General features: G+C 59.8%; 21 protein-coding genes. 13 read left to right on the top strand and 8 right to left on the bottom strand.

Features of this window, described 5'->3' with window-relative positions:
* Positions 1-42: 42 nt before the first annotated feature.
* Positions 43-282 (bottom strand): acyl carrier protein, encoded by a 240-nt coding sequence (gene acpP, locus ACK6BI_RS24705; protein WP_409319136.1) that lies wholly within the window; start codon positions 280-282, stop codon positions 43-45.
* Between the two features lie 52 nt (positions 283-334).
* Entirely contained in the window at positions 335-586 is a 252-nt protein-coding gene (locus tag ACK6BI_RS24700) for a hypothetical protein (protein ID WP_409319135.1), read from the bottom strand.
* 236 nt (positions 587-822) lie between these two features.
* On the opposite strand from ACK6BI_RS24700, the gene ACK6BI_RS24695 reads away from it, so the two are divergent.
* Genes ACK6BI_RS24695 through ACK6BI_RS24680 form a run of 4 tightly spaced genes read left to right on the top strand, consistent with a single transcriptional unit; the run spans position 823 to position 3269 of the window.
* Entirely contained in the window at positions 823-1131 is a 309-nt protein-coding gene (locus ACK6BI_RS24695) for a DUF2282 domain-containing protein (RefSeq protein ID WP_409319134.1), read from the top strand.
* A 25-nt stretch (positions 1132-1156) separates the two neighbouring features.
* Complete coding sequence (locus tag ACK6BI_RS24690; protein WP_409319133.1) at positions 1157-2044, top strand: DUF692 domain-containing protein; 888 nt, start codon at positions 1157-1159, stop codon at positions 2042-2044.
* Positions 2041-2799: a DUF2063 domain-containing protein gene (locus ACK6BI_RS24685; RefSeq protein WP_409319132.1), complete on the top strand. Its 759-nt coding sequence runs from the start codon at positions 2041-2043 to the stop codon at positions 2797-2799. Before ACK6BI_RS24690 ends, ACK6BI_RS24685 begins: the two co-directional genes overlap by 4 nt.
* A complete protein-coding gene (locus tag ACK6BI_RS24680; RefSeq protein WP_409319131.1) occupies positions 2796-3269 on the top strand; it encodes a DoxX family protein in 474 nt (157 codons plus the stop codon). Before ACK6BI_RS24685 ends, ACK6BI_RS24680 begins: the two co-directional genes overlap by 4 nt.
* Here the strand turns inward: ACK6BI_RS24680 and ACK6BI_RS24675 are convergent.
* Positions 3260-4174, bottom strand: coding sequence for a LysR family transcriptional regulator (locus ACK6BI_RS24675; RefSeq protein ID WP_409319130.1), 915 nt, complete (start codon positions 4172-4174; stop codon positions 3260-3262). The genes ACK6BI_RS24680 and ACK6BI_RS24675 overlap by 10 nt on opposite strands.
* A 103-nt stretch (positions 4175-4277) precedes the next feature.
* Between ACK6BI_RS24675 and ACK6BI_RS24670 the strand changes: the two genes are divergently transcribed.
* The 3 genes from ACK6BI_RS24670 (at position 4278) to ACK6BI_RS24660 (ending at position 7299) form a co-directional block, all read left to right on the top strand.
* Positions 4278-4877: a short chain dehydrogenase gene (locus ACK6BI_RS24670; protein ID WP_409319129.1), complete on the top strand. Its 600-nt coding sequence runs from the start codon at positions 4278-4280 to the stop codon at positions 4875-4877.
* Positions 4878-4936: 59 nt separating this feature from the next.
* Complete coding sequence (locus ACK6BI_RS24665) at positions 4937-5590, top strand: COG3650 family protein (protein ID WP_409319128.1); 654 nt, start codon at positions 4937-4939, stop codon at positions 5588-5590.
* 95 nt (positions 5591-5685) lie between these two features.
* Positions 5686-7299, top strand: a complete 1614-nt coding sequence (locus ACK6BI_RS24660) for an NAD(P)/FAD-dependent oxidoreductase (RefSeq protein ID WP_409319127.1) — start codon at positions 5686-5688, stop codon at positions 7297-7299.
* Positions 7300-7371: 72 nt separating this feature from the next.
* On the opposite strand, the gene ACK6BI_RS24655 is transcribed toward ACK6BI_RS24660, so the two are convergent.
* Positions 7372-8466 carry a PLP-dependent cysteine synthase family protein gene (locus tag ACK6BI_RS24655; RefSeq protein ID WP_409319126.1) on the bottom strand — a complete coding sequence of 365 codons (1095 nt, stop codon included), beginning with the start codon at positions 8464-8466 and terminating at the stop codon, positions 7372-7374.
* Between the two features lie 245 nt (positions 8467-8711).
* On the opposite strand from ACK6BI_RS24655, the gene nhaA reads away from it, so the two are divergent.
* The 5 genes from nhaA to ACK6BI_RS24630 all read left to right on the top strand — a co-directional run bounded on the left by nhaA (position 8712) and on the right by ACK6BI_RS24630 (position 12070).
* Entirely contained in the window at positions 8712-9899 is a 1188-nt protein-coding gene (gene nhaA, locus ACK6BI_RS24650) for a Na+/H+ antiporter NhaA (RefSeq protein WP_409319125.1), read from the top strand.
* Between the two features lie 121 nt (positions 9900-10020).
* Positions 10021-11208, top strand: coding sequence for a colicin E3/pyocin S6 family cytotoxin (locus ACK6BI_RS24645; protein WP_409319124.1), 1188 nt, complete (start codon positions 10021-10023; stop codon positions 11206-11208).
* Positions 11205-11435 (top strand): hypothetical protein, encoded by a 231-nt coding sequence (locus ACK6BI_RS24640; protein ID WP_409319123.1) that lies wholly within the window; start codon positions 11205-11207, stop codon positions 11433-11435. The genes ACK6BI_RS24645 and ACK6BI_RS24640 overlap by 4 nt, the downstream gene beginning before the upstream one ends.
* Positions 11432-11686 (top strand): hypothetical protein, encoded by a 255-nt coding sequence (locus ACK6BI_RS24635; protein ID WP_409319122.1) that lies wholly within the window; start codon positions 11432-11434, stop codon positions 11684-11686. The genes ACK6BI_RS24640 and ACK6BI_RS24635 overlap by 4 nt, the downstream gene beginning before the upstream one ends.
* A gap of 129 nt (positions 11687-11815) precedes the next feature.
* Positions 11816-12070: a colicin E3-like toxin immunity protein gene (locus tag ACK6BI_RS24630; protein ID WP_409319121.1), complete on the top strand. Its 255-nt coding sequence runs from the start codon at positions 11816-11818 to the stop codon at positions 12068-12070.
* 372 nt (positions 12071-12442) lie between these two features.
* Here the strand turns inward: ACK6BI_RS24630 and ACK6BI_RS24625 are convergent, their stop codons facing one another.
* Positions 12443-12907, bottom strand: coding sequence for a glycine zipper 2TM domain-containing protein (locus tag ACK6BI_RS24625; protein ID WP_065261914.1), 465 nt, complete (start codon positions 12905-12907; stop codon positions 12443-12445).
* A gap of 168 nt (positions 12908-13075) precedes the next feature.
* On the opposite strand from ACK6BI_RS24625, the gene ACK6BI_RS24620 reads away from it, so the two are divergent.
* Positions 13076-13312, top strand: coding sequence for a hypothetical protein (locus tag ACK6BI_RS24620; protein ID WP_409319120.1), 237 nt, complete (start codon positions 13076-13078; stop codon positions 13310-13312).
* A 5-nt stretch (positions 13313-13317) separates the two neighbouring features.
* Here the strand turns inward: ACK6BI_RS24620 and pdxH are convergent, their stop codons facing one another.
* The 3 genes from pdxH to ACK6BI_RS24605 all read right to left on the bottom strand — a co-directional run bounded on the left by pdxH (position 13318) and on the right by ACK6BI_RS24605 (position 16358).
* Positions 13318-13965 (bottom strand): pyridoxamine 5'-phosphate oxidase, encoded by a 648-nt coding sequence (gene pdxH, locus ACK6BI_RS24615; protein WP_409319119.1) that lies wholly within the window; start codon positions 13963-13965, stop codon positions 13318-13320.
* Positions 13966-13989: 24 nt separating this feature from the next.
* Positions 13990-15099: an OmpA family protein gene (locus ACK6BI_RS24610; RefSeq protein ID WP_409319118.1), complete on the bottom strand. Its 1110-nt coding sequence runs from the start codon at positions 15097-15099 to the stop codon at positions 13990-13992.
* Between the two features lie 113 nt (positions 15100-15212).
* Positions 15213-16358 carry a serine hydrolase domain-containing protein gene (locus ACK6BI_RS24605; RefSeq protein ID WP_409319117.1) on the bottom strand — a complete coding sequence of 382 codons (1146 nt, stop codon included), beginning with the start codon at positions 16356-16358 and terminating at the stop codon, positions 15213-15215.
* Positions 16359-16416: the final 58 nt, after the last annotated feature.

Genomic DNA, 16416 nt, shown 5'->3' with positions numbered 1-16416 from the left:
AAAAAACGGCCTTCGGGCCGTTTTTTTTGTCCTGCGCTCACCTCAAGTTTTCAAATGTTTCTCTGCGTAGTCGATCGCCTGCTGAACCGTGGTGATTTTCTCGGCCTCTTCGTCCGGGATTTCCATCTCGAACTCTTCTTCCAGTGCCATGACCAGTTCAACGGTGTCCAGCGAGTCGGCCCCAAGATCATCGACAAAGCTGTTTTCAACAGCGATGTCTATCTCCTTCACGCCTAGATTCTCTGCAACAATCCTTTTTACTCTTTCCTCGATGCTTGCCATCTGCAAACCCTCACCCGATATGATTCAAAACGTCATCACAGCCGAAAGACATTCAGCGCTTGAGTTTCGCGCCCAGCGTCTCATTGGGAGAGATAACGCCCAGCGCCTGCATCAGATCGCTGACGGCATGCAGCATGCCCATATCCTCGAGCGTCGCCTTGTTGTTCAGGATGCGCCGAAGGCCGGAATAAATCTTCAGCGCTCCAAGCGCCGCATCGTCATACCTCACCCTTTCATCAAGAATGATGTTTGCTTTTTCATCGATTTTTGCCTGAACGAATTTGTTCAACTCAGCCCTGGTCATGATGTGTTTCCTCGCAAGCAGTCAGCCCTGAGTTGAATCTATTCATTCGAAAGACCGCCGCCCACTGTCAGAAATAACAGGTCCGGATAACCATTCGCGATCAGCACGAGATAGTTATTCCAATTATTTTCGGATTTTTTTTCTGCCGGCTGTAACGCATCGCCAAGTCGTTTCTCTAGTGGGGCAAGCAAGCGCACATCGCTTGTTCCAACCCAAGCAAAAACCGGAGAAACATCATGACTGCTACCACCCGCACCCTGTCCGCCACCGCCCTGGTTCTGGCCCTGGGCTCCGCCCTGAGCATGGCCGGCGTTTCGACCGCTCAGGCCGCCGACAACAGCAACATGGAAAAATGCTTCGGCGTGGCCATGAAAGGCCATAACGACTGCGCCGCCGGCGCCGGCACCACCTGCGCAGGCACGGCGAAAATGGACTACCAGGCCAACTCCTGGAAGTTCGTTCCGAAAGGCACCTGCACCACCACCGAAAGCAAGACCTCGCCGACCGGTTTCGGTCAGCTGGAAGCGTTCAAGGCCAAGTCCTGATCCACGGCCTGCCCGAGTGACGATCATGATCACATCCTGCGACCATGCCTCCCCCCGCACTCGGGCAGCCCTCTGCGGGCTCCCGCCCCGTGCCGGGCTGGGGCTCAAGACCGGGCACTTTCGTGAAGTGCTCGGTTCTCTACCGGACATCGGTTTCTTCGAAGTCCACGCCGAAAACTACATGGTGGCCGGCGGCCCGTTTCATCACTTTCTGGGTCTGATCCGCGAGGCGTATCCGCTGTCGCTGCACGGCGTCGGCTTGTCCATCGGTGCCGAAGGCCCGCTGGATGTTCAACACCTCAAACGCCTGAGTACGCTGATCGAGCGTTATCAACCCCAGTCCTTTTCCGAACACCTGGCCTGGTCGAGCCATGGCCCGGTGTTTCTCAATGATCTATTGCCCCTGGCTTACGACACACCGACGCTCAACCGCGTCTGCGAACATATCGACCAGGTGCAGAGCACCCTCAAGCGCCCGATGCTGCTGGAAAACCCGGCGACCTATCTGGCATTCGAGCGTTCGACAATCGACGAAGCGGAGTTCATCCGTGAAGTCATCCGACGCAGCGGCTGCGGTCTGTTGCTGGACGTGAACAACATCTACGTCTCGTGCATCAACCATCAGCGCGATCCGCTGGCTTACCTCGACGCACTGCCGTTGCACGCGGTGGGCGAGATTCATCTGGCGGGGTTTGCCGAAGATGCCGACAGCCTCGGTGATCGCTTGCTGATCGACGATCACGGCGCACCGGTCGATCAGGCCGTCTGGTCGTTGTACCGACAGGCGCTGGAGCGCATCGGCCCGGTGGCGACGCTGATCGAACGGGACAATCAGGTGCCGGCCTTCAACGTGCTGATGGCCGAGGCGCAACAGGCCGACGCGCTTCTGCTTTGCGCAGGAGGTCGGTCATGAGTACCCAAGGCGTATTCAGTGCAGCACTTCTCGATACCGGCCTGCCCTGCCCCGATGGTTTGTGCAGCGTCAACGGTGCCGATCCCGCCAGTCGTTTCGCGGTGTACCGCAACAACGTGCAATGCTCATTAAGCAATGCACTGGCCGACAGTTATCCCGTGGTATTGCAGTTGGTGGGAGAGGAATTCTTCCGTGCCATGGCCGGAGTCTTCATTCAAAACCATCCACCTCGAAGCCCGTTGATGAGCGACTACGGCAGTGATCTGGCGGACTTCATCAGCGGATTCGAACCGGCGTCGAGCGTCCCTTATCTGGCCGATGTCGCGCGACTGGAACGCCTGCGTACGCTGGCCTATCACGCCGCCGATATCGAGCCGCTCAGCCAGGACCGGATCGCTGCGGCCTTCGCGGATCAGGAAGGCCTGAGTCGCTTGCAAATCGGTCTGCATCCTTCGCTGCACGTGCTCGATTCAGCCTTTGCCGTGGTGGATATCTGGGCCGCGCATCAGCAAGACGCCACGTTGGCCGGCATCGTTCTGAATCAGGCCCAGCACGCACTGATCCTGCGCAATGGCCTGGAGGTAGAAGTATTCGCCCTGGATCACGGCGCCAGCCAGTTCATCGGTCAGCTCAAGGCCGGCCTGTCACTGACACAGGCGCTGGAGTCCGCCGAGGCTTTCGACCTGAGCCAGACCCTGGCCCTGCTGATCAGTCGCCACGCCATCACCCATTTACATCACAAGGTTTCGCCATGAACAGCCTCATTGCCCGCGCCATCGCGCTGCTGGAAAAAATCCCGCACAGCCTGATCGCCTTCATCGCCCGGTTTTCCATCGCGGCGGTGTTCTGGAAATCCGGGCAGACCAAGGTCGAGGGCCTGGCCATCGACCTCATCGACGGCACCTTTCAGATCGGCTGGCCGCACTTGGCGGATTCGACGATTCCGCTGTTCCAGAGCGAATACCACGTGCCGCTGCTGTCGCCGGAAATCGCCGCGCATATGGCGGCGTTTGCCGAACACTTTTTCCCGATCCTGATTCTCGTCGGCTTCGCCACACGGTTTTCCGCATTGGCATTGCTGGGCATGACAATGGTCATCGAACTGTTCGTGTACCCCGACGCCTACCCGACCCATGGCACCTGGGCGGCAGTGTTGCTGTACCTGATGACCACGGGACCGGGCAAATTGTCGATCGATCATCTGATCGCCCGACGTTACCGCTGAAGCCGATCGAGTGCCTCTCCGCTGCGCTTGAACCATTCGATCAGATAGTCCGCCAGCACCTGTGTGCGCTTTGGCAGCCCGCCCTGATACGGGTGCACCAGGTACATCGGCATGCGCCGGGTCTGAAAATCCCGCAGGAGCCAGCGCAATCGCCCGTCAGCCAATTCCGTCTGCAGCAGGTAAGACGGCAGACGGGCGATGCCGGCGCCAGCGAGCGCGGCCTTTTTCAGCAGGCTGTAGTGATTGCTGGCGAACGGTCCCGACACCCGCACCCGCAATAACTCGTGCTGCTGGTGATACAGCCACTCTTCACGACCGCCGTAATGACTGTTGAGCAGACAGCGATGCTCGGCAAGCGCCTGTGGTGTCAGCGGTTCGCCGAAACGCTCAAGGTAATCAGGGCTGGCGCAGGTCATTTCCTGCCAGGCCAGCAAAGGCTTGGCAACCAGTCGCTCGTCATTGGCGACATCCGTGCGGATCGCCAGATCAAAGCCATCGCGGGAGAGATCGCGATAGCTGTTGTTCAGCTCCAGTTCGATCTGTACTTCGGGGTATTTCTGTGAAAACTCCAGCACCAGACCATCGAAAAAGGTTTCCCCCAACGATACCGGGACCGTCATACGCACCGGGCCGGCCATATCGTCCTTCAAACGCGCCAATGCCTGACGCGCTCTTTCCACCTGAACGACCAGCGCCTGAGCCTGAGGCAACAGCGCCGCACCGGCGGCGGTCAGACTCAGCCGACGCGTGGTGCGTTGCAGCAGCACCACGGAAAACTGCGCTTCCAGCTGACTGATGCGCTTGGACAACTGCCCCTTGCTGCACCCCAGTTGCTGCGCCGCCAACGTAAAACTGCCCGCTTCGATCAACACCGCGAACGCCGCCAGATCATCCATCTCGCTCATGGATTGTTTCCATTTGAAAACCAAAGGTTGCCCATTAGCGCGCTTATCCGCCGAAAAAACCACTCTAGACTGAAAGCTCGTTCAATCACTCGAGGCAAGCACGATGAAAATTCTGTTGATCGGCGCAGGCGGCACCATCGGTTCGGCCGTGGACAAAGAACTGTCACAGCGTCATGAAGTCATTCGCATCGGCCGCAGCAGCGGCGATTTCCAGGTGGATATCAGCGACAGCGCATCGATCCGCAAACTGTTCGAGAAGACCGGCAATTTCGATGCCCTGGTCTGCGCGGCCGGCAACGTGACCTTCGCCCCGCTGGGTGACATGAACGAAGACAGCTTCGCCCTCGGCCTGAAAGACAAACTGATGGGCCAGGTCAATCTGCTGCTGATCGGCCGTGAATTCGCCAACGACGGTGCGTCGTTCACCTTCACCAGCGGCGTGCTCAGCCACGATCCGATCCGCAGCGGTGCTTCGGCGGCACTGGTCAACGGCGCGCTGGACAGCTTCGTCCGTGCCGCCGCCATCGAACTGCCTCGCGGCCTGCGCGTGAACTCGATCAGCCCGACCGTGCTGGTGGAAGCCATGGGCAGCTACGCCCCGTACTTCCGCGGCTACAAGCCGGTGCCGGCAGCGGATGTGGCATTGGCCTACGCCAAAAGTGTCGAAGGCCTGCAGACAGGTCAGACCTTTCACGTGGGCTAAACCCTTGTGATGAACGGTCAGCCTGCGTAACGTGACGGCACTTGTCTGGAGAGCCGAAGATGCGTGTTGCCCGTTCCTTGATCGTTGTTGCCCTGCTCCCTCTGTTTGCCGCGTGCCAGTTGTTCGACGGCGCACGAACCAGCGCTTCCCACGTCGGCCAGACGCGGATGCAGGGACAACTGACCGCCGCCGACGGCAAACTGATGTTCCAGTCGTGCGGCGAACAGCGTCAGTACGTCGTCAATGACATTGGCGGCACCAGCATCCTGCAGGAGGCTGCCACCCTGGCCGATCAGCAAGGCAAGCTGTTCGCCGACGTGCGCGGCAAGATCGCCGGTGACCGGCTCGACCTCACCCAGCTGTATCGCGTCGAACGCTCCGGTACCGCTTGCGATGATCCGAACTTCAAACAACTGATCCTGCGTGCCGCCGGCCATGGCCCGGAGTGGAACGTCAAGGTCAGTGGCAAAGGCATGGTCATCGACCGCGAAGGCCAGCCACCGCTCGCCGTGCCCTACGTCGAGGAGCAACTGGGCGACGGCCGTTTCAACCTCAGCAGCGAAGCCGACAACCAGCGCATCGAGCTGTGGGTGGCGCCGCAGCGCTGCGTCGACAGCCGCACCGGCAGCGTGCAGCACATGAGCGCCGAGCTGCGCATCGACGGCAAGGTACAGCGCGGTTGCGGGTATTTCGGCGGCTCGCGCAACGACTGATCGTTTTACCCTCACGGGATCCGGCCGTTGCGGCTTATAATCGCCGCCTTCAAACGCCCTGGCGCAGTTGTGCGTCCCGCGAACCGGATCCTGTCATGTTACGAATCACTGAACTCAAGCTGCCGCTCGACCATCCCGACGAAGACCTGCGCACCGCCATCGTGCAGCGCCTGGGCATCGCCAGCGATGACCTGCTCGACTTCACCTTGTTCAAGCGCAGCTACGATGCGCGCAAAAAGTCCACCGAACTGTGCTTCATTTACACCATTGACCTGGAAGTGCGCGATGAGGCCAAAGTGCTGGCCAGGTTCGCCGATGACCGCAACGTCAACGTGGCGCCGGATGTCAGCTACAAGTTCGTCGGCCAGGCGCCGAGCGATCTGAGCCAGCGGCCGATCGTGGTCGGTTTCGGCCCCTGCGGCATCTTCGCCGGCCTGCTGCTGGCGCAGATGGGCTTCAAGCCGATCATCCTCGAACGTGGCACCGAAGTGCGCCAGCGCACCAAGGATACCTGGGGCCTGTGGCGCAAAAGCGTGCTCAACCCCGAGTCCAACGTGCAATTCGGCGAAGGCGGTGCGGGCACGTTCTCCGACGGCAAGCTGTACAGCCAGATCAAGGATCCGAAATTCCTCGGCCGTAAAGTCCTGCACGAGTTCGTCAAGGCCGGCGCGCCGGAAGAGATTCTCTACGTCAGCAAGCCGCACATCGGTACGTTCCGTCTGACCGGCATGGTCGAAACCATGCGTGAGGAGATTCGTGCTCTGGGCGGTGAAGTTCGCTTCCAGGAACGTGTCACCGACGTGCTGATCGAAGACGGCCAACTGGTCGGGGTCGAACTGGCCAGCGGCGAAGTCCTGCACTCGAAGCACGTGATCCTTGCCCTCGGCCACAGCGCCCGCGATACGTTCCGCATGCTCCACAGCCGTGGCGTGTTCATGGAGGCCAAGCCGTTCTCGGTGGGTTTCCGCATCGAGCATCCGCAGTCGCTGATCGACCGCGCGCGTCTGGGCAAGTACGCCGGTCACCCCAAGTTGGGCGCCGCCGACTACAAACTGGTGCACCACGCCAAAAACGGCCGTTCGGTCTACAGCTTCTGCATGTGCCCGGGCGGTACCGTGGTCGCCGCGACCTCCGAGCCGAACCGCGTGGTCACCAACGGCATGAGCCAGTACTCGCGTAACGAACGCAACGCCAACTCCGGCATCGTCGTCGGCATCACCCCGGAAGTCGATTATCCGGGCGGCCCGCTGGCCGGCATCGAGTTGCAGGAACGTCTGGAGTCCCATGCCTTCATCCTCGGCGGCAGCGATTACAAGGCGCCGGCGCAACTGGTCGGCGACTTCATCAATGGCACGCCATCCACCGAGCTGGGCGAAGTCGAGCCGTCGTACAAACCGGGAGTAGCGCTGGGCGATCTGGCCCTGGCGCTGCCGGACTTTGTCATCGAGGCGATACGAGAGGCGTTGCCGGCGTTCGAGAAGCAGATCCGCGGTTATTCGCTGCACGATGCGGTGCTGACCGGGATCGAGACGCGGACTTCATCACCGCTGCGGATCACACGCAACGAATCGCTGCAGAGCCTTAACGTCAAAGGGCTGTTCCCGGCCGGTGAGGGCGCGGGTTATGCGGGCGGGATTCTGTCGGCGGGTGTTGACGGGATTCGCATCGCGGAAGCTGTGGCGCGTGACATCCTGGGTCTGAAAGACTGATCTGCACGACCTGAAACACTGCAAAACCCTGTGGGAGCTGGCTTGCCGGCTCCCACATTGGTTATCAGTGACTCAGATATTTGCGCGTAACACTGAAGCCGGTAACGCCTCACCCCGTTCGGCACTCGCCGCCACGGCCGCCATCAACCCTTCCAGCTCGTAGCCCTGTGCCTTGAGCCACGCCTGATCGTAATACGTATCCGCATAGCGCTCGCCGCCATCGCACAGGATCGCGACGATCGACCCCGATTCCCCCGCCGCTTTCATCTGCTGCGCCGCCATCAGCGCGCCAATCAGGTTGGTGCCGCTCGACCCACCCACATGCCGCCCCAGACGCTGCGCCAGGTAATGCATGGCCGCCAGCGACAAGGCATCCGGCACCTTGACCATCGCATCGATCACCTTGGGCAGGAACGACGCTTCCACCCGTGGCCGACCGATGCCTTCGATCCGCGAGCCGTGGTCCAGGCGCAAACTCGCGTCACCGGTCTGGTAAAAGTCGAAGAACACCGAACGCTCGGCATCGGCGCACAGCACACGGGTGCAGTGCTGGCGATAACGCACATAGCGGCCGAGCGTCGCGGTGGTGCCGCCGGTGCCGGGGCTGGAAATCAGCCACGCCGGGCACGGGTGCTGCTCGTAGCGCATCTGCTGGAAGATCGACTCGGCGATGTTGTTGTTCGCCCGCCAGTCGGTGGCGCGCTCGGCGTAGGTGAACTGGTCGATGAAGTGCCCGTCGTGTTCGCGGGCCAGACGTTCGGATTCGGCATAGATCTGCGTCGGATCGTCCACCAGATGGCTCTTGCCGCCGTAGAAAGCGATCTGCGCGATCTTTTCCCTGGAGGTGGTCGCCGGCATCACCGCGATGAACGGCAATCCGAGCATCCGCGCAAAGTAAGCTTCGGAAATCGCCGTCGAACCGCTGGATGCTTCGATCACCGGCGCGCCGGGTTTGAGCCAGCCGTTACACAAGGCGTAGAGAAACAGTGAACGGGCCAGACGATGCTTGAGGCTGCCGGTGGGGTGGCTGGACTCGTCCTTGAAGTACAACTCGATGCCCGGAAATCCCGGCAGCGGCAAGGGGATCAGGTGGGTGTCGGCGCTGCGCTGGAAGTCCGCTTCGATGATCCGGATGGCTTCGCGGGCCCACTGTCGATTGTCGCTCATGGCTGTCGTTCTCGTTGAATCGGGCAGAAGTGCCTTCACAGGCTCAGCCTCCAAGCTTAGGAAAAATCCCACCGCACTGACAGATACAGCTGAACTTCAATCCCTGGGGCAACTGCTAGGCTCTGCCAATGTCTGGCTCGCGCCTTGTAACCATATATAACAAAAAAGAATATAACTTTTGTTTTAACAACTAACAGTACGGGTTAGGGTGTCCCACCTTTTGACTTTATCGATGGAGAGCGACCTTGCCTCTGCGTAGCACTTTCACGCGTTTCTTTCAGTTGGAAGCTGCCAGCGGTCTGTTACTGATCGCCGCGGCCATCCTGGCTTTAATCATCAACAACTCGCCGCTGTCGTGGTTGTACAGCGGCCTGCTCGACACCCCGGTGGTGGCGCAGATCGGCGCGTTGAAAATCGCCAAGCCCCTGCTGCTGTGGATCAACGACGGGCTGATGGCGCTGTTCTTCCTGCTGATCGGCCTGGAAGTGAAGCGCGAAGTACTCGACGGCCAGCTGTCGAAACCGTCGCAGATCGTCCTGCCCGGTGCAGCGGCGATTGGCGGCATGCTGGTGCCGGCGCTGATCTACTGGTTCCTCAACCGCGACAACCCGGCGGCCCTCGATGGCTGGGCGATCCCCACCGCCACCGACATCGCCTTCGCCCTCGGCGTGCTGGCGTTGCTGGGCAAACGGGTGCCGGTGTCACTGAAGCTGTTCCTGATGACCCTGGCGATCATCGATGACCTTGGCGCCATCGTGATCATCGCGATCTTCTATTCCGGCGAACTCTCGACCCTGTCGCTGGGCCTGGCGGCGGCGTGCATCGCGGCGCTGGTGGCGATGAACCGGCTCGGGGTGGTCAAGCTCGGGCCGTACATGATCATCGGCTTGATCCTGTGGGTCTGCGTGCTCAAGAGCGGCGTCCACGCAACGCTGGCTGGCGTGACTCTGGCGTTCTGCATTCCGCTGCGCACGAAAAACGCCGAGCCTTCGCCGCTGCTGAGCCTCGAACATGCACTGCACCCGTGGGTGGCCTACGGCATCCTGCCGCTGTTCGCCTTCGCCAACGCCGGCCTGTCGCTGACCGGCGTAACCGCCGAAAGCTTCACCCACCACGTACCGATGGGCATCGCCGTCGGCCTGCTGCTGGGCAAGACCATCGGCGTGTTCGGCCTGACCTGGCTCACCGTGAAAACCGGCATCGCCGCCCTGCCCCAGAACGCCAATTGGGGTCAGGTGCTGGGCGTGGCGATCCTCTGCGGGATCGGCTTCACCATGAGCCTGTTTGTCGGGTCCCTCGCCTTCGTGCCGGGTGCCAGTGAATACGCCGGAATGGACCGGATGGGCATTCTCACCGGCTCGGTGTTCGCAGCATTGATCGGTTACGCGGTGACCCTGGCGGCGAGCAGAAAGAACACCGCTCTGTCTTCCTGATGCCGTAGCGAACAATCCCCACGTCTTTGGAGACGCGTCCTACAGCCACGATTTTCCTGCTTCGTTAACGTCGTGCAGCCCCTTTCGAGGGGCTGCCGATGCATGAACGAAAGGACAATCAGTGGCTGGTCAAAAGGACATTCCCCGGGTTCCCAACCCACCGGCAGGCGACGGGCATCACGTCACCTACCGCTACCTGACGGCCACCGAGCTGGCCGATCAGCAAACGCGACAAGACAAGTACGACGCCATGCTGGCACGACAAGAGGCCTTCGAGCGCAGCCGCGAGGTGGCGGCGAACAAGCCTCAACCGGTGCGTGCCGGCTGCACGTTCGCCAAGTCCTGCAAGTTGCCGGATGCGATCATCGATTACGCGAATCCCTCGGGGATGGTGCCGACGGACAGCCTGAAAGACTACGGCGATCTGATTCTGCTCGGCGGACGCGAAGCCGATGACAGCGGCGGCGTTGCACTCAAGAAAATCAGCGGCAATGCGATCCCGGTGGGTTTCGGCACCTTCGCCCTTGCCGGTGAAGCATTCAAGGCATTGCCTGCGATGGCCTCCGCCGCCGTCGTAACCCCGCTGGTCGGGTTGGTGGCGATGTTCATGCCATCGAACCTGAGCGACAGCGCCCTCTACACCGAAGACCAGTTGCTCGCCCTCAAACAGGCTCGAACCCGCGTGCGCTTGCACGTCGAACAACAGGCCGACGGCAGCCTCAAGGGTTACGGTTTCTACAACGGCAAGAACCGCGACTGGGAAATGGTCGATGTCGCGCAGTTCGCTGCTCGCGGTAACCGGTTTGTCGCAGACCTCGGCGAAGGCATCGAACTGATCTGGACGCCCGCCGTGGACGGCTCCGACATCCTCGGCATCCCCGCGCTGGAAGCCGCTCCGCAGGCACCGCATATCTGGGTGTACCCACCGACGAAAGCGGCGGACGGGATTCTGGTGAATCCGGTTTATCCGCCGGAGTATCGGGATTTTATATTGGTGTTTCCGGCAGGCTCGGGAGTAAAACCGTTATACATCGTCCTCAATGCTCGTGGAGACATCAAATATCATCCCGCCCCAACATCACTGTCAGCATTTCCTGATGTCAAATCTGCACCAATGAAAACGTCGGTTCGAGGTGGAGGGAAAAAGCGCAGACGATGGAAAGATGCTTCTGGAAAAATTTATGAGTGGGACTCTCAGCATGGCAAGGTCGAGCTGTATACCAAGCAAGGAAAGCACATAGGAGAGTACGACCCTGAAACAGGCGAACAGACAAAACCTGCCGATCCCACAAGGAGCGTAGAGAAATGATTCATGTAGTTGAAGTCTTTGATCAGAAAACCGAAGACCTGCTCTTCAGCGTCAAGATTGCTGCATGCCATACAGAAGCGTTGAAGGTACTGATGAACTGGCAACATCCGGAAGACGAATTCGATGGTTATGACCTGTCTGAAGACCAGATCAAAATTCTGGAAGAATGGACCGGGGAAAAACTCTCAGGAGCAAGTCGTATAATTCAACTGGTATGTACCGAATGACTTTACGCCATGCGCAACTGAAATACATCATCGAAGCCTTTGATAAAAAAACAGAGTTGTTCGTGTTTGAGGAGCAATTGCCTGAAGGATGCGATGAGAAGATTGCTGCCATCATGGGATGGACAGCAGAACAGCAAGGTTGGGAAGGCTACGACCTGACAAGTGATCAGCTCGCAGCCTTGGAGAAACTATTGGGAAAGAAGGTTTCTGATCCCGCCTATCTCATTCAGTTGAGCTGCAATACCTATTAAGCAGTACTGTGTCAACGCAGTCTTTAAAAACAAAACCCCGATCAGTCACCTGATCGGGGTTTTCCTTTACCGAACAGATAGATCCACCCAAGAAGAACCGAAATATTAAAAAGTATTTGTGAGGCTGCAATGGGGCTGAAGTTAAGACTGAATTGGTACGAAAAAATATCCGAGCAATCTGTGGGGAAGGAGTATTCAGCCGATCTCGGTGATGACGGATCAATCATTGAGGCTTTGGGCTTGATGGCGAAAAGCGAAATCTATGATGGGGGTTTTGATGTCAGGACTGATTGGGTATCCCGCCTTCAACCCTTTTTCACTCACAAATTTGACGAAAGCATTTACGACTATCAAATATCGTTTCGGTATAGAAAGAACTGGTGATATTTGATGGGACTCTCAGAGCATATTGTTCAACTGGTGTGCACCGAATGACTTGCCGATACTCAAAACTAAATCACACGATCGAAGCCTACGACAAGAAAACTGAGCTTCTTGTTTTTGAAGTAAACATTCCAGACGGAAACATTGAGCAGTTAAGAAAGATAATGAACTGGACTAAACCAGAAGATGAAATTTATGGCTACGACCTCGATAGTCAGAAAATAACCGAACTGGAAAATCTAATAGGAACCGAGTTTTTCGACCCAAAATTCGACTTTCAATTAGGTTATTATGGAAGTAATTAAATAAATTTTCAATAAAAAACCCCGACCAGTCACCTGATCGGGGTTTTCCTTTACCGCTCGTTCCCGCTTAGTGCGAAACGCGGCTGGTCCCGCCGACAGTCGAAATCCGTACGCGCTCGCCGACGCGGAACACTTCGTTCTCCTGCACTTGCTGCACGTAGGCGCGCATGCTGCCGTCGTCTTCGCGCACGGTGATTTCAACACCCTGGGTACGGGTCAGGCCTTCTTCGGTGGCCGAACCGATCAGGCCGCCGGCCACGGCACCGATAACGGCTGCAACGATGCTGCCTTTACCGCCGCCGATGGCGCTGCCGCCGACGCCACCGACCACTGCACCGGCGGCGCCGCCGATCGGGGTCTTGGTGCCTTCGATTTTCACCGGACGCAGGGATTCGATGGTGCCCATGCGAATCGTCTGCACACGACGCGCTTCGTCACGGGAGTAGGAGTCACCGGTCAGGCTCGATTGGCAGCCGGCAAGCAACATCGCCATCGTGGAAAAGGAAGCAACCAGCAGAACAGACTTACGCATAGGATCAACTCCAAAGGACAGGTATTCATTAAACTCCGCAGCTTGACGCCTGTCACGGCATCGCCCGGATAAATTTGGTTTCATTCAGGCCCGGTACAGGGCCTCCACGAACTCACCCAACAGTAGCGCCAAAATACAAAGCTTGCGCCGCCGACCCCAAGGATTTTCATGGATTACTTCATCATTGTCGTCACGACCGTCGCCGGTTTGTACTTCCATTGGTGGTTGTACGTGCGGATCAGACGCTGGATGGACCGCGATCTGGCATTGTCGCTGGCCGGCAAGGATGAAGGCAAACGCGCCTTCATGCTCGAACGGCTGGCGCAGGCCCGGGCACAGAAGATCAGGCGCCGGGACCTGCCGAAGTGGCTTGAGGCCGCTGCGGCAGGCTATCCCGCTCGGTAGACTGCTTAAGGTGCCAGACGTTCAAGAATCCAGTCGGCGCCCTGCAAACGGTAGCTGAGGCGATCGTGCAAACGGCTGGCGCGCCCCTGCCAGAACTCGATGCGTTCGGGGAGCAAGCGGTAGCCGCCCCAGTGTTCCGGGCAGTCGGGCTGGGTGTCGCTGAAGCGCTGCTCGGTGGCCTTGAGCAAATATTCCAGTTCACCCCTTCCCTTGATCACCCGGCTCTGAGGCGAAGCCCACGCGCCGAGACGGCTGCCCAGCGGACGTACCTGGTAATAGGCGTTGGACTCCTCGGGCGTGACCTTGGCGACCCGTCCTTCGATGCGCACCTGACGCTCCAGGGTCGGCCAGAAGAAGGTCATGGCCGCGAACGGATTCACGGCCAGATGCTGCCCCTTGGCGCTTTCGTAGTTGGTGAAAAAGGTAAAGCCCCGCTCGTCCAGGCCCTTGAGCAGCAGAATGCGGCAGTGCGGACGCCCGTCCGCATCGACCGTGGCCAGGGTCATGGCGTTGGCCTCCACCGGCGCCTGTTCGGTTTTCACCGCATCGGCAAACCACTGGTGGAACAGCGCGAAAGGCTCGGCCGGGGCTTGCGCCTCGGTCAGGCCGTCCCGGGTGTAATCACGACGCATATCTGCCAGAGCCTGGGTCATGGCGCATTCCTTTTCGTTAGCGGATCACTGTTTTGCCGCATCGGTCGCAGCGACTTTCTTGTCGGTGGCGGCGGCTTTGGCTGGAGCGGTTTTCTTGGCCGGCGTCTTCGCCGGTGCCTTCTTGGCTGGCGCTTTGGCGGCGGCTTTCTTGGCCGGAGCCTTTTTGCTGGCCGGAACAGCGGCTTTCTTCGCGGCCGGCGCCGGGGTTACAGGCTTGGCGACTGGCTTGACGTCCTGGGCGGCGACCATCGTTACCGGCTTCGGTGCCGGCATGTTGTACTTGCTCAGCAGCGCAACCATGGTGTTCTGCGGGGTCACCAGCAGTTCGACGCGACGGTTCAAGGCGCGCCCCTCGACGCTGTCGTTGGCCGCACGCGGTGCCTCGGACCCCATGCCGCGCAGCATCAGGCGATCACGCTGCAAACCGCTCATACGGAAGATGGCCGCCACGGATTGGGCACGTTCCTGACTGAGTTTGGTGTTGTCCGCTGCGACACCGGCGTTGTCGCTGTGGCCCAGTACAAGGACCGCGGTTTTCGGGTCGGCTTCGAGGATCTTGGCGATATTGGTGAACGGGCTCAGGGTCACCGGCAACAGCATGGCCGGGCGTTTCGGATTGAATGAACCTTCAACCGGCGCGGTGACCACGAGAACGTTTTCACGACGCTCGAATTGCAGGTTGCTGCCCTTGATTGCCTCGCGCAGGCGCGGCTCGTAGTCATCGAGCCAGGCCTGGGTCACTTTCGGGTCAGGCATCGGTACAGCCTTGGCGGTGTCCTGGGACTTGCCGCCGAACGGCCACCACCATTTGCTGCCGGTGTCGGCATCCGCCTTGGCGACAACGGCAGGCCTGGCCTCGGGTTTGACTTCGGGCTTCACGTCAGCCTTGGCCTTGTCCGCCGAATCATCGGAACCGAACGGCCAGTACCAGTGGCTGCTGCTCTCGGTCTTCGCCACAGGGGCGGCTGCCGCCGGCTTCAACGGTGCAGGTGGCTGGGCCGGCTCCTTGGCCGCGACCTTGTCGGACGAACCGAACGGCCACCAGCTGCCGCCATCGGCATCATTTTTCGGAGTTTGAGCGCAACCGGTGATCGCGAAACACAGGGCCAGAGCGAGAGTTTGTTTGGACGACATTGGAAACCCACAAAAATTAGTGATGGACAATCAGAGGACTTTCGCCCGGATAAACAGACGCTTTGAATCGAAAAGCCGAATGAGGTTCCGGCCCTGGAACCTCCAGTCACGTTTTACAGACAAGTGGCAAGCACCCGCGCCAGCTTCTGCGCACGCGGATCCATCAAGACGTACGGCCCCAGGGTATTTGTCACAAATCCGAAGGCCACATCGTGCTCCGGATCAGCAAAACCGATGGAACCGCCCGCACCCGGATGACCGAACGCCCGTGGGCCGAGGCCGTAAGTGGCGTTTGGCACATCAGGCTGATCGAGCATGCAACCGAGACCGAAACGGGTACGGGTCAGCAAGGTCTTGTCCTCGCCGAGGCTGTGTTCCCGGGTCAATTCGTCGAGCATTTCGCTTTCCAGCAGGCTGCCGTCGAGCAGACCGGCATAGAAACCGGCCAGGCTGCGCGCATTGCCGTGGCCGTTGGCCGCCGGTTGCTGCATGCGCCGCCACTCCGGTTTGTTGGTGCTGGTAAGCACCGACGGCGGATTGGTGAAGGCACGGGTGGTCATGGCGGTCGGTTCACGCATGGTCACCTGCAACAGGCGCTGGGCGGCAGCGTCGCCGACATTGCCCTTGCCACGGGCGATATGCGCGACGCGGTGAAACTCCTCGTCGGCCAGACCGACGTGAAAATCCAGCCCCAACGGTTTGGCGACCCGCGCCACAATGGATTCCCCCGGCCCGCGTCCGTCGACCCGCCGCAGCAACTCGCCGACCAGCCAACCGTAAGTGATCGCGGCATAACCGTGCCCGGTACCCGGTGTCCACCACGGCGCTTCCGCCGCCAGGGCGTCGACCATGGTCTGCCACTCATACAGGGCCTGGGGGGCCAACAACTCACGCAGGGCGGGCAAGCCGGCCTGATGGCAAAGCAGTTGACGCAACGTCACGGACTCCTTGCCGGCGGCGGCGAATTCCGGCCAGTAGCGAGCGACCGGGGCATCGAGTTGCAACTTGCCTTCGGCTACCAGTTGCAGCGCGGTGACGGCGGTGAAGGTCTTGGTGCAGGAGAACAGGTTGGCGATGCTGTCGCTGTGCCAGGCTTCGCTGCCGTCCTTGTCGGCGGTGCCAGCCCAGAGGTCAAGAACGGTTTCCCCGCCGACCCGGATACACAACGCGGCGCCGCGTTCCTGGGGATCGTCGAACAGTGCGGCAAAAGCTTCGCGCACCGCTTCGAATTGAAGCTCGTAATGTCCCTGAATCTGCACCCGCAACTCCCCCGCGAAAACGCTCTACAAAGTGGCCCGCATTGTTCCAGCCCTTGAG

Source organism: Pseudomonas sp. KCJK9016 (assembly GCF_046231795.1).
GTDB lineage: Bacteria > Pseudomonadota > Gammaproteobacteria > Pseudomonadales > Pseudomonadaceae > Aquipseudomonas > Aquipseudomonas bananamidigenes.
Note: the sequence above shows the minus strand (reverse complement) of the source record. Positions and strands in the feature narration are given on the sequence as shown.

Excerpts from the sequence above, each read along its gene's own strand:
- acpP (WP_409319136.1), bottom strand. The coding sequence starts at position 282 with ATGGCAAGCATCGAGGAAAGAGTAAAAAGGATTGTTGCAGAGAATCTA.
- ACK6BI_RS24700 (WP_409319135.1), bottom strand. The coding sequence starts at position 586 with ATGACCAGGGCTGAGTTGAACAAATTCGTTCAGGCAAAAATCGATGAA.
- ACK6BI_RS24695 (WP_409319134.1), top strand. The coding sequence starts at position 823 with ATGACTGCTACCACCCGCACCCTGTCCGCCACCGCCCTGGTTCTGGCC.
- ACK6BI_RS24690 (WP_409319133.1), top strand. The coding sequence starts at position 1,157 with ATGATCACATCCTGCGACCATGCCTCCCCCCGCACTCGGGCAGCCCTC.
- ACK6BI_RS24685 (WP_409319132.1), top strand. The coding sequence starts at position 2,041 with ATGAGTACCCAAGGCGTATTCAGTGCAGCACTTCTCGATACCGGCCTG.
- ACK6BI_RS24680 (WP_409319131.1), top strand. The coding sequence starts at position 2,796 with ATGAACAGCCTCATTGCCCGCGCCATCGCGCTGCTGGAAAAAATCCCG.
- ACK6BI_RS24675 (WP_409319130.1), bottom strand. The coding sequence starts at position 4,174 with ATGAGCGAGATGGATGATCTGGCGGCGTTCGCGGTGTTGATCGAAGCG.
- ACK6BI_RS24670 (WP_409319129.1), top strand. The coding sequence starts at position 4,278 with ATGAAAATTCTGTTGATCGGCGCAGGCGGCACCATCGGTTCGGCCGTG.
- ACK6BI_RS24665 (WP_409319128.1), top strand. The coding sequence starts at position 4,937 with ATGCGTGTTGCCCGTTCCTTGATCGTTGTTGCCCTGCTCCCTCTGTTT.
- ACK6BI_RS24660 (WP_409319127.1), top strand. The coding sequence starts at position 5,686 with ATGTTACGAATCACTGAACTCAAGCTGCCGCTCGACCATCCCGACGAA.
- ACK6BI_RS24655 (WP_409319126.1), bottom strand. The coding sequence starts at position 8,466 with ATGAGCGACAATCGACAGTGGGCCCGCGAAGCCATCCGGATCATCGAA.
- ACK6BI_RS24640 (WP_409319123.1), top strand. The coding sequence starts at position 11,205 with ATGATTCATGTAGTTGAAGTCTTTGATCAGAAAACCGAAGACCTGCTC.
- ACK6BI_RS24635 (WP_409319122.1), top strand. The coding sequence starts at position 11,432 with ATGACTTTACGCCATGCGCAACTGAAATACATCATCGAAGCCTTTGAT.
- ACK6BI_RS24630 (WP_409319121.1), top strand. The coding sequence starts at position 11,816 with ATGGGGCTGAAGTTAAGACTGAATTGGTACGAAAAAATATCCGAGCAA.
- ACK6BI_RS24625 (WP_065261914.1), bottom strand. The coding sequence starts at position 12,907 with ATGCGTAAGTCTGTTCTGCTGGTTGCTTCCTTTTCCACGATGGCGATG.
- ACK6BI_RS24620 (WP_409319120.1), top strand. The coding sequence starts at position 13,076 with ATGGATTACTTCATCATTGTCGTCACGACCGTCGCCGGTTTGTACTTC.
- pdxH (WP_409319119.1), bottom strand. The coding sequence starts at position 13,965 with ATGACCCAGGCTCTGGCAGATATGCGTCGTGATTACACCCGGGACGGC.
- ACK6BI_RS24610 (WP_409319118.1), bottom strand. The coding sequence starts at position 15,099 with ATGTCGTCCAAACAAACTCTCGCTCTGGCCCTGTGTTTCGCGATCACC.